Annotated in this window: 12 protein-coding genes and 1 pseudogene; 12 read left to right on the top strand and 1 reads right to left on the bottom strand. The window is 32.9% G+C overall.

The genetic code is table 11. The features are described 5' to 3' along the window. From RAH41_RS18420 to RAH41_RS18410, 3 genes are all read left to right on the top strand, one after another. Window positions 1-376, top strand: a 376-nt coding sequence (locus RAH41_RS18420) for a VanZ family protein (RefSeq protein ID WP_331224567.1), incomplete at its 5' end; no start/stop codon positions are given. 341 nt (window positions 377-717) lie between these two features. Then, window positions 718-1,533, top strand: a complete 816-nt coding sequence (locus RAH41_RS18415; RefSeq protein ID WP_331224565.1) for a DUF5995 family protein — start codon at window positions 718-720, stop codon at window positions 1,531-1,533. Between the two features lie 146 nt (window positions 1,534-1,679). Beyond that, window positions 1,680-2,387: a SprT family zinc-dependent metalloprotease gene (locus RAH41_RS18410; RefSeq protein WP_331224564.1), complete on the top strand. Its 708-nt coding sequence runs from the start codon at window positions 1,680-1,682 to the stop codon at window positions 2,385-2,387. Window positions 2,388-2,424: 37 nt separating this feature from the next. On the opposite strand, the gene RAH41_RS18405 is transcribed toward RAH41_RS18410, so the two are convergent. Continuing rightward, the gene (locus tag RAH41_RS18405; RefSeq protein WP_331224563.1) at window positions 2,425-2,919 is read right to left on the bottom strand and encodes an acyl-CoA thioesterase; all 495 of its coding nucleotides are present in this window, start codon (window positions 2,917-2,919) and stop codon (window positions 2,425-2,427) included. A gap of 370 nt (window positions 2,920-3,289) precedes the next feature. Between RAH41_RS18405 and RAH41_RS18400 the strand changes: the two genes are divergently transcribed. The 9 genes and pseudogenes from RAH41_RS18400 to RAH41_RS18360 all read left to right on the top strand — a co-directional run bounded on the left by RAH41_RS18400 (window position 3,290) and on the right by RAH41_RS18360 (window position 15,125). After that, the gene (locus RAH41_RS18400) at window positions 3,290-5,821 is read left to right on the top strand and encodes a vitamin B12-dependent ribonucleotide reductase (RefSeq protein ID WP_331224562.1); all 2,532 of its coding nucleotides are present in this window, start codon (window positions 3,290-3,292) and stop codon (window positions 5,819-5,821) included. A 291-nt stretch (window positions 5,822-6,112) separates the two neighbouring features. Continuing rightward, window positions 6,113-6,811 (top strand): vancomycin resistance response regulator transcription factor, VanR-F/VanR-M family, encoded by a 699-nt coding sequence (vanR, locus tag RAH41_RS18395; protein ID WP_331224560.1) that lies wholly within the window; start codon window positions 6,113-6,115, stop codon window positions 6,809-6,811. Then, window positions 6,804-7,917: pseudogene (locus RAH41_RS18390) on the top strand (sensor histidine kinase). Before vanR ends, RAH41_RS18390 begins: the two are co-directional and overlap by 8 nt. Window positions 7,918-8,019: 102 nt before the next feature. Further along, the gene (gene vanY, locus RAH41_RS18385; RefSeq protein ID WP_331224558.1) at window positions 8,020-8,934 is read left to right on the top strand and encodes a VanY-A/VanY-F/VanY-M family D-Ala-D-Ala carboxypeptidase; all 915 of its coding nucleotides are present in this window, start codon (window positions 8,020-8,022) and stop codon (window positions 8,932-8,934) included. Next, window positions 8,931-9,482, top strand: coding sequence for a VanZ family protein (locus RAH41_RS18380; RefSeq protein ID WP_331224555.1), 552 nt, complete (start codon window positions 8,931-8,933; stop codon window positions 9,480-9,482). The genes vanY and RAH41_RS18380 overlap by 4 nt, the downstream gene beginning before the upstream one ends. 257 nt (window positions 9,483-9,739) lie before the next feature. Beyond that, window positions 9,740-11,218, top strand: a complete 1,479-nt coding sequence (locus RAH41_RS18375) for a protein adenylyltransferase SelO (protein ID WP_331224553.1) — start codon at window positions 9,740-9,742, stop codon at window positions 11,216-11,218. Window positions 11,219-11,448: 230 nt separating this feature from the next. Beyond that, window positions 11,449-12,369: a DMT family transporter gene (locus RAH41_RS18370; RefSeq protein WP_331224552.1), complete on the top strand. Its 921-nt coding sequence runs from the start codon at window positions 11,449-11,451 to the stop codon at window positions 12,367-12,369. Between the two features lie 157 nt (window positions 12,370-12,526). Then, on the top strand, window positions 12,527-12,865 hold the full coding sequence (locus RAH41_RS18365) for a hypothetical protein (RefSeq protein ID WP_331224551.1): 339 nt from the start codon (window positions 12,527-12,529) through the stop codon (window positions 12,863-12,865). Between the two features lie 7 nt (window positions 12,866-12,872). Further along, window positions 12,873-15,125, top strand: coding sequence for a glycosyltransferase (locus RAH41_RS18360; RefSeq protein WP_331224549.1), 2,253 nt, complete (start codon window positions 12,873-12,875; stop codon window positions 15,123-15,125). The last annotated feature ends 22 nt before the right edge of the window (window positions 15,126-15,147 follow it).

Here is a 15,147-nt window from a genome sequence, read left to right as displayed (position 1 = left end):
TCTAGTGAGTTTGGGTCTTTTTTTATACGTAGCTGGAATAGTTAAAGTAGCGATTTTTCCATTTCATATTTTTTTAGGGGATAAACATCCATTTAATATTTATGTACTAAATCAATCTATTGAACTTTTAGCATTTCGTAGTATTGTTATTTCTCTAACAAGAGGATTATGGATCCAGGTTATTGGAAATATAATTATGTTTGTACCATTAGGTGTTTTTATCGGTTTATATAAATCTAATTATTTGTTTAACAATGTAATTTTACTAGTTTTTTTATCTAGTTTACTAATTGAAATTACCCAGTTATGTATTTCATTAGTAACTGGTTATCAACAAATTGAAATGAATATTAAAGATATAACGCGTAATTTGTAATTAATAAATGAAATAGATTTACAAATGTATTTAGGTCTCACGGAAAGTGAACTAACATTATTAATAGATCAATATAAAGTTAGCAAAAATCCAATGCCTATCATTAAAATCGAGGTTACAAACTATTGGGCAAAATATATAAAAAGAGCACTCATGATGAGTTGCTCTTTTTTGTTATTTAAGCAAAGTTCATGAACCGTTCGCCATACGAAGGAATTCTCAATTGACGCACTGAATATCAAAAGATATCCCCACGATTAAAAGTATCTTTTTAAACCAAATAGCATATTGATTATCAAATCTAATACACATACTTGTTATAAAAGTTAGGAGAGTGAGCAATGAATAGTCTATCAAATCTTATAGGACACGCAAATACAATCGATGAGGTAATTGAACAGTTAGATGAAATTATTTCAATGAGCAATCAAACAAAAAGTAAACTAGGATATTTTGCTTCTTTATATCGACTGGTGACGATTAAAGTGAAAGAGGGAATTTTAAAAAATCAGTTCGAAGACGGAGCAAGAATGGAAAGTCTGGATGTAAATTTTGCAAATTTCTATTTAAAAGCACTTAAAAACTATTTAAATGGAGAACCTTTAAGTCTCAGTTGGCAATTAGCTTTTCGACACGCAGAAAACCGTCAATCGATTTTGTTACAGCATTTGTTGCTTGGGATTAATGCACATATCAATTTGGATCTAGGAGTAGCTGCTTCGAAAGTATGCCAAGGCTGTGATATTTTATCACTTTACAATGACTTTATGAAAATAAATAGTATTTTGGCCTCATTAGTGGACGAAGTAAGGGATGACATGGATCGAATATCACCTTGGATTGGTTTTTTAGATCATATTGATCCAAAAGCTTCAAAGGCAATAATAAATTTTAGCCTAGAGAAGTCTCGAAATTATGCATGGGACTTTGCGAAAAAGCTGGCCATAGCTAATGAAAGTGAGTGGGAAAGGCTGATTAAACTGCATGATAATGAGGTTGCATCAATTGGAAATATGGTCGCACATCCAAGTAGTTGGATGCTAAAGGCTGGTTTATGGGCAATTCGTTTTCGAGAATCCAAAAATATTGAAAGAAACTTAGAACTTTTAAATCATACTCGCTTTGAAACAACGTTAACTGATGGTATTCAATTGTGAGTTCAAACGTGAGTAAGAAGATTGGAATTGAAACACTCGTTTATTGAAGAGTTGTTTTTTTACTATTTAAAAATCAAAACTTCTACTGTAATATTATATAATCGTAAAGATTTAGGATTAGAAGGTTAACTAGCAGGTGATAAAAAATGATACATACATATTTAAACGAAGCAATCAGTTTTAATCTAACGTATAAAAATCGGAAATCGATCGGTATTTATATAGATGCTTATGGAAACGTTGAGGTTCAGGCTCCTAAAGATACTCTAGATAAAAATGTCATTGAAGTTTTAGAGGCTAATTGGGAGTTGATTCTTCAAAAATCAAATGAAATGAAGGAGCGACTCCGTGGTCCAAAAGAACGGACTTATGAATTTGGAGAGACATTTCTTTATTTAGGTAATTCCTATCCTATACAAATTTCACACGATGAAAATATTCAGCAAGATCAGGTAGTTTTTGAAGGAAATAGGCTAAATATTATCGTAAAACAACTAGAGGATGAACGAATAAAACAAGCACTTAAAAGGTTTTATTATCAACAAATTAAAGCAATAGTTGAAAAGAGTATTCAGAAGTATCAAAGTAATTTTAAAGTAAAGCCATCATCAATACGTATTACTGATAGTAAAACAAACTGGGGGACTTGTGATTCAAAAAGGCAATTAACATTTAATTGGAAACTTGCAATGGCACCTCAAAAGGTGATTGACTACGTAGTTGTCCATGAGATGTGCCATATGGTCCATATGAATCACGATAGGTCCTTTTGGCGACTTGTTGGTAAAATTATTCCAGAATATAAGGAAAGAGAAAATTGGTTAGCTTTATCTAGTTGGAAAATGACTGTCTAAAAAACTAAAATGGGAACGACATTAGTCGTCCCATTTTTTATTTTTTGTAAAAAAAGTCTGCTAATTCCTTACTTTTAAGTCTTCTATTTTTACGGATTTTAGCGCGTTCTTCTCCGCCTTGATATAAGAATTTTTCTTCCTCAGTTTCTGGAACGATTTGTGGAACTTTAATTAAGTTACCTTCTTCGTCCAGTGCAACAAAAGTTAAAAAAGCAGTAGCAGCGATTTTCTCTTCTCCAGTTCTTAAGTTTTCTGCAGTTACTTTTACGAAAACTTCAAATGATGAAGTGCCAGTCCAAGTTACATAACTTTCGAATGCGACCGAATCTTTCATTGTGATGGGATGAAGAAAATCTACTGAATCAGTTGATGCAGTTACAATTAAAGATCTACAGAATTTCATTGCAGAAATACTTCCGATAATATCTAAGTCATTCATAAGTTTTCCACCAAACAAAGTATTATGACTATTTACGTCATTTGGTAAAACCAAATTTGTTCTGATGACTCTTGTTTCTTTACATGTTACCATTATTTGTTTTTCTCCATTTCTTTAATTTCTATAAATTGTACACTATTTATTGGAGAAATTATCAAACTTTATTTAAAAAAATACAATTATCATCTTTCTACTGAAGGATACTGATTCATCCGTACTATTCAAAGTGGTTATGAATCATTACTTAGTTAAAAGTAAATTTGTCAATGAAATTTGTGGGAAAATGTGCAAATTTAAATAAGTTTATTTGGGTCGTTTACATTGACTTTTACTTCTTAAATCGGTATATTTATATCTTGTTGAGACGGGATATATACTACATATGGGTGTTGATAAGGAAGAAAACACCTATATATCGATATATGGTAAAATCGATATAATCTTTTGCGAGGAGGAACAGGTGATGATAAATACAATAATTGATGCTGAATTACCTGCTAATATACAGAAATTAAATCAAGACATAATGCATTTTCCAATGATTACACCTATTAATCCAAAGATGCATAAAACAACATTTAAAGGTGTATCTAGAACGGTTATGTTAGACCGATACGCATTTAAAGATATTAAACTTGTTACATTAGGTTTAGGTGACCTAGTTGTACTAACATATAAGGATGATCCAAAGTTTCCTCGTCGTGGTTATGGTGAAGTAATTGCTATTGACAATAGTCAAGAAGAAGTAACTGTTCAATTAGATTCTCAGTTTGAAGACGGAGCAATCATTACAGTTGCATTTAATAAAGTAGACAAACCGCTTGAAATCTTCTACGAACAAATTGCAGACCGTGTTGCACGTGGGCTTGCATCTGCAGAAACTCCAGAAAAATTCTCCGAAGTAAAAGAGATGTTTTATGAAATTTTAGCAAACAAAACGTTTGTACCAGCGGGACGTGTTTTGGCTGGTGCTGGTACAGGTGCTTCAACAACATTCTTTAACTGTTATGTAATGCCGCATATTCACGATTCTCGTGATGGGATTGGTGAACACCGTAAGAAGGTAATGGAAATTATGTCACGTGGTGGTGGCGTTGGAACAAACGGATCTACATTACGTCCTCGCGATGCAATTGTATATAGTGTGAATGGACGCTCAAGTGGATCAGTTTCTTGGTTACATGATTTGTCAGAGCTAACAAATCTAGTTATTCAAGGTGGTTCCAGACGTGGTGCGCAAATGATAATGATGAACGTCAATCATCCTGATATTGTAGAGTTCATCGTATCAAAGAACCAAAATCCAAAAGTTTTACGCTATATTGCTCAAACTACAAAATCGAAATTAATTCGTGAAGAAGTAGAGCGTAAATTAAAATTCGAACCAATTAGTGCAACTGAAAAAGCAGCTTTTGAAGCATTAATTCATATTGCAACAATTGAAGGGAAATTAGATACACCTGAAATAGAACAGGCAAAAGAACTACTTAATGACGGCGGTAAGTATTCAGTTCACAACCCTGAGTTTTTAACAGGTGCAAATATATCAGTTTGTTTAACAGATGATTTCATGGAAGCAGTTGAAAATGATGGAGAATACAAACTTCAATTCCCGGATTTAGAAAACTATGACGATGATATGCGTTTAATTTATGATCAAGAATGGCAGGAGTGTGGAGATGTACGTGAGTGGGCTACACGTGGATATGGTGTACGAACATACCATACAATCAAAGCAAAAGAACTTTGGGATTTAATCAATGTATGTGCAACTTATTCTGCTGAGCCAGGAATCTTCTTCTTAGATAATGCAAACAAAATGACGAACGCTGTATCTTATGGTCAAAAAGTAGTTGCAACAAACCCTTGTGGAGAGCAACCGCTTGCTCCATTCTCTGTTTGTAATTTAGCAGCAGTTAACTTAGCAGAAATGACGGAAAATGGTAAAGTTAACTGGGAAAAGTTAGAGCGAACTGTTCAAATCGGAACGAGAATGCAAGATAACGTAATTGATGCAACGCCGTATTTCTTAGAAGAGAATACAAAGCAAGCAAAAGGTGAACGCCGTATCGGATTAGGTGTAATGGGGTTACATGATTTATTAATCCGTTGTGGTCTAGTATATGGATCAGAAGCTGGCAACAAACTAGTTGATCAAATTTTTGAAGTAATAGCAACAACTGCTTATAAAACTTCAATTGAATTAGCGGAAGAAAAGGGAGAATTCCCATTCTTATCGACTTTTGAAGATGGACGCGAACGTTTTATTAACTCAGGATATATGAAGAAAATGCCTGAAGAAATTCGTAAAGCTGTTTTAGAAAGTGGCATTCGTAATTCGCACTTATTAACAATTGCTCCTACAGGAAGTACTGGAACGATGATGAATGTCAGCACTGGACTTGAGCCTTATTTTAACTTTGTATACTTCCGTTCAGGACGTTTAGGTAAATTCATTCCAGTTGTAGCTGATATCGCACTAGAATGGTTAGAAGCAAATGGATATGAAGTAACTGAAGAAAATGTTTATGAGATGATTGAACATCTTCCAGAACAGTTTGTTGGTACGATGGACCTTACTCCAGAGGCGCATGCTGATGTTCAATGTATCATCCAAAGATGGATTGACTCTTCAATTAGTAAAACAGTTAATGCTCCTAAAGGTTATTCTGTTGAACAAGTTGCAAAAGTGTATGAAAGATTACACAAAGGTGGAGCAAAAGGCGGGACTGTTTATGTAGACGGTTCTCGTGATGCCCAAGTACTATCGTTAACTAATGAAGAAAATGACTTTACAAATGTAGAGCTAGAAACAGTTGAAAATAGCAAAGATGCAACTAAAAACGCTACTGAAGAAACTGCTCAAGTTAAAACAGGTAACGTAGGTGTAGAAAACGGAGACACTTGTCCAATCTGTTTAGCAGGTACTGTAGTTGAACATGGTGGTTGTAATACATGTGATAATTGCCAAGTACAGTTGAAGTGTGGAATTTAAAGTAAGTGAAGAAAAACCTCTTTAGATTAATGATCTAAAGGGTTTTTTTTATGAGTTAAAAAACCTTAGTTAGAAGAGATTTTTAAATTCAGCTTTATTCTCAAAATGGCCATATTCTTGAAGAATATGAGGAAATAATAGAAAATAATATAGAGCCTAAAGTTTATTGGACCACTAAAGCTAGCTGTAACTCGTCATTCTTAAATCGAGTTCTTTTGGGAGAAAAACATCGTTAAGATATTTAATTGGATAATCATCCACTGAATGTAACGATAATTAGGAGGAGTATAGTTGAAGCCTATATCTATTTTAATAGCGGATGATGAACAGGAGATTGCTGATTTAATAGCCTTACATTTAGAAAAAGAGGGGTATCATGTTATTAAAGTTTCGGATGGACATGAGGCTGTTCGTGTAGTTGAGACAGGGTCGATTGATTTGTTGATATTGGATATAATGATGCCGAAAATGGATGGATATGAAGTAACGCGGCTCATTCGCGAGCGGCATAATATGCCAATCATATTTTTGAGTGCTAAAACATCTGATTTCGATAAAGTACAAGGACTAGTTATTGGAGCAGATGATTATATAACGAAACCATTTACCACCATTGAATTGGTTGCACGTGTGAATGCTCAATTGCGACGCTTTATGAAGTTAAACCAACCGAAAGTAGATAATCATAAAGTTCTCTTGGAATTTGGTGAAATACTGATTTCCCCCGATCAACGGACAGTATTGCATTATGGTGAAAACATCGAGCTAACACCGAAAGAGTTTGATATTTTGTATTTATTAGCCAGTCATCCAAAGAAAGTTTTTAGTGTAGAAAATATTTTTCAGCAGGTTTGGGGTGATGCATATTTTGAAGGTGGTAATACAGTAATGGTGCATATTCGCACTTTGCGGAAAAAACTCGGAGAAGATAAGAGAAAAAATAAGTTAATCAAAACGGTTTGGGGAGTGGGGTATTCATTTAATGGATAAAATTATACGTAGTTTTCGCTCCAAAATCATTGTATTATTTGCTTTCAGTATGACTCTAGCTGGTATGGTAACTTACATCATTTTTAAAGGCTTACAGCTTTATTATCACACGATGGTTCGTTATGGTGACCCTTTGGCCCAGCTTCGCCGATTCATACAGAGTATTGGAGACGTTAACTTCTTTTTATTTCTATTTATCCCACTTTCGATATTCTTTTTCTATTTATTAACTAAGCCCTATTCTACATATTTTAATGAAATATCAAACGGAATTCATTATCTTGCTAGTGGGAACTTTAAACATCGGGTTTCGATCCATTCAAATGATGAGTTCGAAGATATTGCTCAAGCAATTAATCAAGCAAGTGAAAAATTAGAAGAAGCTGTACAAAGAGGCGATTTTTCAGAAAACAGTAAAGAACAATTAGTTGTAAATTTAGCACATGATTTGCGTACTCCGCTCACTTCTGTGTTAGGATATTTAGATTTAATTCTTAAGGATGAGAAGCTAACTAAGGAACAAGTCAAACATTTTTTAACGATTGCCTTTACTAAATCTCAGCGTTTAGAAAAATTGATTGATGAATTATTCGAAATAACTAGAATGAACTATGGTATGTTACCTCTTGAAAAAAAGCAAATTAATTTAAGTGATCTACTTTTTCAATTAAAAGAAGAATTGTACCCTGTTTTCGAGAAAAATAATTTAATTGCTCGCATGAATCTACTGCCCCATTTACCTATTTTGGGTGATGGAGAGATGTTAGCTCGTGTTTTTGAAAATCTTTTAACCAATGCAAATCGATATGGATATGATGGTCAATTTATAGATGTTAACGGCTTTATTAATGGGCAAGAAGTGGTTGTTCAGATTGTTAATTATGGGGATTGTATTCCTCCAGAGGAACTTCCATATCTTTTTGATATGTTTTATACCGGTGACAAAGCACGAGCTCATCAAGAAGATAGCACAAGGTCTTGGTTTATTCATTGCAAAGAATATTGTGGAACAACATAATGGCACAATTATGGCCGAAAGTAGTATAATCCGCACTGTATTTGAAGTTCGATTACCGCAGGAAAGTATCCCAATTGACCAAGTTTAAAAGTTTCATAAAGAATTTAAGAAAAATTTAAAGTTTACCCCACTTTTTATTTAAAAAGTTTTTTCTATTCTAGAATCAATCAGAATGAGGAGGAACGTAAAAATGAAGAAGTGGGGATTTTTAGTTGCTATAGTAATTTTCCTGATTTTTACATTCGTTAAGAAAGAGACGTCGTTTCAAGATAAAGTAGAGATTCAAACATATAAAAAAATTAACAATGAACTATTAGATAATAAAGAGACTTCTGATCGTTTCCAAACGATGGGAATTACAAAAGAACGGGTCTATAAAGGAAACTTACTCTTAATAAATAAAAAATACCCTGTGCACCAGAAAAGTATAAAATCAGATGTTGTAAATTTATTCACTCACAAAGAATTGATAAAGGGATACGAAATACTAGATACGAAAATTGAATTGTCAGAGGGTGTTGCCCGTAAATTTTCGAAGATGATCGTTGCTGCTCAAAAAGAAGGGGTTCGCCATTTTACAATTAATAGTGGTTTTCGTGACTTTGATGAGCAAAATGCACTTTATCATGAAATGGGATCAGACTATGCCTTGCCTGCAGGCCGTAGTGAACATAATTTGGGTTTATCACTTGATGTAGGATCTACCAAAATGAAAATGAACGAGGCACCGGAAGGAAAGTGGCTAGAAAAAAATGCTTGGAAATACGGCTTTATAATACGCTATCCAAAGGATAAAACGGCAATTACAGGGATTCAGTATGAACCTTGGCATATTCGCTATGTTGGATTGCCACATAGTGTGATTATGATGGAAAAGAATTTTTCTTTAGAAGAGTATTTGGATTTCTTAAAAAAACAAAAGTCTATTTCTACTACTATAAATGGCCAAAAATATGAGATATCTTATTACCCTGTTACTAGTAATACGACCATTCATGTGCCTACCAATCTTCGTTATGAAATATCGGGCAACAATATGGATGGTGTGATTGTGACGGTATCTAATAGCTCAATACATACTAAGGAGGGAAGCTTAGCAGAATGAAAATAATAAAATTAGTGAACAAAATTTTTGTTTCAGTACTATTTGTCCTTTATATGTATGCATTAATTAGAGTCATTTTATTTAAATTCCGTTGGAGAGATCTATCCTTCCTTTTGTATCAACTTCAGACTAATCTCCAGAATCCTGCTAATCTCATTAACGAATTGAAAATGGGAAATCTTATCCCATTTAAAACAATATTCATTAATATTCATAGTCTATCATCTTGGCCTGATTTTAGTAATTTGGTTGGGAATATTATAGCATTCATCCCATTTGGAATGTTTCTTGTATTTTTATCTAAAAATAGAGGGATGTCATCCATAGGGGTATTCATTAGTTCTTTGGGTTTTAGTTTATGCATAGAAAGCTTACAGGTTATTTTTTCTCTAGGGATTTTTGATGTAGATGATCTAATACTAAATTCCTCTGGAGGATTGCTTGGCTATAGTGCGATCAAGCTTTGTGATAAAGTTTATAATAAACTGATCGTAAATACTTCAAGCAGTGTAAAAGATAGAGAAATTGTTGATAAACAGGAATTTTAAAATTTCGATGAAGTTGAACCATACTTTATAACAGAAATGATACTAGAAACGGCTGCTGTAGGGTAGCCGTTATTTTGGCTAGATAAGCTAAATGAAGTTATGCCTTTTTCACTCAATGTGAGAATAGATTGAAGTTGTGGAGTAGACACTAACCGGAGGAATGGATTGTGAAAACAAAATCATAGTAAATTTATGGTTTTTTTGTTATATGTAGAGAGTAAATAGTAAAAAAGAAAAAAGTGGAAAAGGGGGATAAGATGACTCAGGGAAATGTAAAAAGTGATGCAGGATGGAATTTTGATAATAGTTATTCAAAATTACCGGAATTCTTTTTTGCTATTCAAGACTTAAATCCGGTAAGTTCACCGAAATTGGTTGTTCTAAATAAACCAGTAGCATTATCACTTGGTCTAGATGTTCAATCACTTCAAAGCGAAGAAAGTGTCAATGTTTTTGCCGGGAATCAAGTGCCAGAAGGTGGGTTACCACTAGCCCAAGCATATGCAGGGCATCAGTTTGCACACTTTAATATGCTAGGGGATGGAAGAGCTTTATTACTCGGTGAACAGATCACTCCAAAAAAAGAGCGATTTGATGTACAACTTAAAGGTTCAGGTAGAACACCTTATTCACGAGGAGGAGATGGTCGTGCAGCACTTGGCCCAATGCTTCGTGAATACATTATTAGTGAGGCAATGCATGCACTAAAGATACCAACTACACGAAGTCTTGCTGTTGTAACGACAGGTGAACAAATCCAGCGTGAAACTCGATTACCTGGGGCTGTTATGACCCGTATTGCTGCTAGTCATATTCGGGTTGGCACGTTTCAGTATGTTTCAAGATGGGGTAGTGTGAATGAACTTCAAGAACTTGCTGATTATACAATCAAAAGGCATTATCCTGAAATTGAATTAAATGATCCAAATCGATATCTTTCATTATTACAAGGGGTCATTAAGCGCCAAGCTTCCTTAATTATCAAATGGCAATTAGTTGGTTTTATACATGGTGTAATGAATACTGATAATATGACAATTAGTGGTGAAACAATTGACTATGGTCCATGTGCATTCATGGATGCGTACGATCCAGCAACTGTATTTAGCTCAATTGATCTCCGCGGTCGTTATGCATACGGAAACCAACCAAAAATGGCTGGATGGAATCTTGCAAGATTTGCTGAAACATTATTACCTTTATTACATGATGATCAGGAAAAAGCATTAGAAATAGCACAGAATGCAATTTCAGAATATCCTATTATTTATGTTGATAATTGGATCGCTGGCATGAGGAGAAAATTAGGAATATTTAATGAAGAAGAACAGGATAAGTCATTAATTGATGAGTTACTAGACATAATGGAAAAGTATAAAGCAGACTATACCAATACGTTTAGAGCATTATCATATGGTAATCAAGATGAGCTACTATTGTTTACATCATCTGAATTTAAACAATGGGAGAAGCAGTGGCAGGAAAGACTAAGTAGACAACCAGAATCAAAAGAAGCATCTCTTCAATTAATGCGAGACAACAACCCGACCGTAATCCCAAGAAATCATCGCGTAGAAGAAGCTTTAGAAGCAGCGGTAGAGAACGGAGATTATAGCGTGATGGAGAAATTGCTTAAAGTACTTTCTAATCCTTTTATTGAATCGAAAGAACAGATAAATTATTGTACACTACCTCCTGATCCGGATCGTCCTTATCAGACGTTCTGTGGTACTTAATTATACTCTTATATTTTTCGTAGTACGAAAACTACCTTTTTCAAGGGTAGTATTTTATTTTATTTTTATGTAAAACGAAGTACATATTTTTAGTGAATCTGAGCATACACTTTGAATATATCTCAAAAATTTACTATATTAGAAAAAGTAAATTAGAAGTTTCTGAAATAAAATAAGAGGGGTAATTACCCCTCTTTTAATATTTAGGCCATTAGAAAGAAGTGGGGAAGTTGAAGAAGCAACAAATATATATCATTTTATTTTGTATTATGGTGGTATGGGGATTTAATGTAATAGCCACAAAAGTTCTAGTAGAGAACTTTATGCCAGTTACGATGACAGCTATCCGTGTTTTCACTGCTGGAGTAAGTGTTTTTATTATTTTATTTTTAATAAAAAAAGTTCGTTTGCTCACAAAAAGAGAGTTTGGGTATGTGTTTTTTGCGATGTTATTGAATGTAGTGGCACATCATTATTTTTTATCAATCGGTCTTTCCCAAACTTCTGCATCAAACGGGGGCCTAATTTTAGGGATGGGACCTTTATTAACAGCATTATTGTCGGTTTTCTTTTTAGGTAGCGTAATGAACTTTGTTAGAATTTTAGGCGTTTTATTTGGTTTTGCAGGTGTTGCTTTTATTGTTTTTCAGAGTGGTGGAGGTTTTCATGGCGTGTCGCATGGAGATTTTTATGTATTTTTAGCAATCTTAGCCCAAGCATCTAGCTTTGTATTAATAAAAAAAGTTTCGAAAACTTTAGATCCAAGATTAATGACTGGATATATGCTAGTTATGGGTTCGATTATTTTATTCGGAATAAGCCAACTAATTGAACCAGGTGGAATGGCTAGTATGGTGCATCATTCTGTAGGAATTTGGGCAGTATTTTTAGCATCAGCAGTTGTTGCAACAGCTATGGGGCATATGCTTTATAATTTTGCACTTGGTAAGGTTGGCACAACAGAGGCAGCTATATTTTTAAATTTAAATCCATTCTTTTCACTTATTGGTGCGGTATTATTTTTAGGTGAAAAAATAGTTTTAACTCAAGTAGTCGGCTTTATTTTAATTTTAATAGGTGTATTGTTTGGTTCAGGAATATATGAAGATGTATCTCGCAAATTTAAAAGGGATAATCAAATTCAAATCTAATTTAAAAAATCAGATGTATCATAAGACAATTTACCGATAAGGTGATTGTCTTTTTTTTATCTTAAGAAATGATTTCTAATTTTTCATTTTATGAAAAAAAACTGCTTATTTAGGGCATATTAATAAGTATTCAAGCTATTAGGAAGGACTCATCAAGATGACAATCGACCCAAGAACTCATTCAATAAACGCAGAAACAATAGAGAATGAATTAGAAATACCTAGTTGGTTTATAAAATTAAACAAGTTTAAATCTAATTTAAGTAATTTGGACATAGAGTCTCAGTTTTATGAACAGTTCTTAACCTTATTAATTAATGAAGAAACAGCGTTAGAGCTGCATTATAAAAATATAAAGTATATTGAAAAGCTAGAAAATGAAATTCAAATAATGGAAGAACGGTATCGAAAAGTAATGCACTCAAAGCTGGGCAGATTAATTCAGTTTTATTGGAAAGCTAAAAGATGGCTTTTTAGAAAGATAAGAGGTTGGTGAGTAAGTTTTGAACAAGTTTGAAATTCAGCAAAGATTAGAAGAAATTGAAAGAATAAAAATTGAAATTTACCAACGAATGAATAAGGAAATCCCGGAAGACTTAATCTTTTCAAAATATCATTTTAAAAAATTAATAAACGGTATTAGCGTAATCATTCCAACATACAAAGGTGAAAAAGTGATAAAAAAATGTATTGAATCATTAAAAAATCAAACTTTATCACCAAAATATTTTGAAGTGATTTTTATTATTAATGGAGAAAAAGATCTGACCGAAGAGATATTGAAGAATTTCATTAAGGAACATAATTTAAATCACTTCAATATTCTTCATTCAGAAGAAGCTAGTGTTTCAGCTGCAAGAAATATGGGGATTCAACAAGCATCCAAAAAATACATTACATTTTTGGATGATGATGACTATATTTCACCAAACTTTCTTGAAAAACTATTCGATCATGCTGATGAAGAATCTGTTGTCATTTCACAAGTTGTGGACGTTGATCTAGAAGGTAACAGTAATGCTAATAATCCTGTTAACTCCCAAATAAAAACAGCGTTAGATACTAAATTTTATACATATACAGATTTAAATAGTGTTCTAACAATGAATGCTTGTAAATTAATACCAACAAAGAAAGTAAAAACCCAAAGTTACGAACTAGGTTTAAAAAGTGGAGAAGATGTAGTGTTTTTTACTAAATTATTTGCTTTGCATCATTTTCATTTAAAGATTGTTCCATTAGAAGAGCAAGCAATTTATTATCGAGTTTTAAGAGATAACTCTGTTTCTAGACGTAAAAATTCATTTGAGTTTAATGTAAAAGAGCGGTTGGAAGTAATGAAACATCTTGATGTATTACTAGGAGAATCGAATAGTCCTACTATCCAACAATTCATTAAAGGAAAAATACACGCTCAGTACGGATTTATAGATCGGTATATAAACAATAGCAATGAATTGAGAGAAAAAGTAATTGAAGAAGTAAATAATCATAGTTTCGTCTATTTCCCTTATTTTAAGTTATACAATGGAGAGACGCGTTCTTTAATTATTTCTTATTGTTTTCCACCATATGTTGATACGAGTGGAACTGTAATGGCTAAGCGTATTATTGAAAATAATGAAGTGGTGGACGTAATTTATAATAATATGTCGAAGGTAAGGGAAACTGATTATCGTCAAAATGCAATGGTGGATGGTTATATTAATAATCGGATGGAAATATCATCTGCTAGTAGTTTTAAACAATGGAAATCAATGAAAGACTTTATTAAAAAATCTCTTAAGGAAATTAAATTGAAAGAAAGAAAAAATGGTGCATACCATAAAATTTATAGCCGAGCACTATGGCCTGCTTCTCACTTTTTAGCATTTGAATATAAAATGAAAAATCCAAAGGCAAGATGGGTTGCAGAATTCTCTGATCCGATCCTATTAGATATTCATGGAAATGAGCGGAAGTCAGCAATTATTGATTTAGGATTTTATAAAAAAGTAAATGCACTTTTAAAGAAAAAGAACTTCCCACTAGCATTAAATAACAATATGTTTTTTTGGTGTGAATACATTGCTTATGCATTTGCAGATGAAATTGTTTTTACTAATGAAAATCAGTTGAAATACATGTCAGAAATGTTCCCAATGAAAGAAATGAAAGAAGTCATTTTAAATAAGGCTAGAATTTGTAATCAACCGACTTTACCGAAGCAATATTATCACGTTAAAGCAAGCAAATATAGAATTGATGAAAATAAAGTAAACCTAGGGTACTTTGGAACGTTTTATCAAACGAGGAAATTAAATGAGATAATTGAAGGACTTAAGTTAACGAAGCCTGAATTAAGGGATAAAATTAAACTTCATGTTTTCACTTCAGATCCAAAATCACTTGCAAATGAACTTTCGGGAGATGTAATTGAAAAACATGTAAAAGTAAACCCATATGTTAACTTTTTAGAGTTTTTAAATTTTACAACAAAATTCGATTGTCTAATTGTTAATGATGCGTTTACGAAGGATTATAAAAATATTAATCCATACTTACCTTCTAAGTTGAGCGATTACAAAGGTAGTGGGAATAATATATGGGGAATTTTTGAAGAAGGCAGTATTCTCAGTAGATTTGAAACGAAATACAAATCAGAAATTGGCGATATTGAAGGTGCTACTAAAGTGTTTGAATCATTAGTTACAGAAAAGTTAATTCAACAATTCAATCAACTTGATGAAGAATTAGCGAATGAAAAATTAATGTAAAAACGAAAATAAACAAAGATAA

The organism is Gottfriedia acidiceleris, from assembly GCF_036421055.1.
In the GTDB taxonomy this organism is placed as follows: domain Bacteria; phylum Bacillota; class Bacilli; order Bacillales; family Bacillaceae_G; genus Gottfriedia; species Gottfriedia acidiceleris_C.
Note: the sequence above shows the minus strand (reverse complement) of the source record. Positions and strands in the feature narration are given on the sequence as shown.

What these genes read in the sequence shown, in the direction of transcription:
- RAH41_RS18415 (WP_331224565.1), top strand. Translation starts at nt 718, where the DNA reads ATGAATAGTCTATCAAATCTTATAGGACACGCAAATACAATCGATGAG.
- RAH41_RS18410 (WP_331224564.1), top strand. Translation starts at nt 1,680, where the DNA reads ATGATACATACATATTTAAACGAAGCAATCAGTTTTAATCTAACGTAT.
- RAH41_RS18405 (WP_331224563.1), bottom strand. Translation starts at nt 2,919, where the DNA reads ATGGTAACATGTAAAGAAACAAGAGTCATCAGAACAAATTTGGTTTTA.
- RAH41_RS18400 (WP_331224562.1), top strand. Translation starts at nt 3,290, where the DNA reads ATGATAAATACAATAATTGATGCTGAATTACCTGCTAATATACAGAAA.
- vanY (WP_331224558.1), top strand. Translation starts at nt 8,020, where the DNA reads ATGAAGAAGTGGGGATTTTTAGTTGCTATAGTAATTTTCCTGATTTTT.
- RAH41_RS18380 (WP_331224555.1), top strand. Translation starts at nt 8,931, where the DNA reads ATGAAAATAATAAAATTAGTGAACAAAATTTTTGTTTCAGTACTATTT.
- RAH41_RS18375 (WP_331224553.1), top strand. Translation starts at nt 9,740, where the DNA reads ATGACTCAGGGAAATGTAAAAAGTGATGCAGGATGGAATTTTGATAAT.
- RAH41_RS18365 (WP_331224551.1), top strand. Translation starts at nt 12,527, where the DNA reads ATGACAATCGACCCAAGAACTCATTCAATAAACGCAGAAACAATAGAG.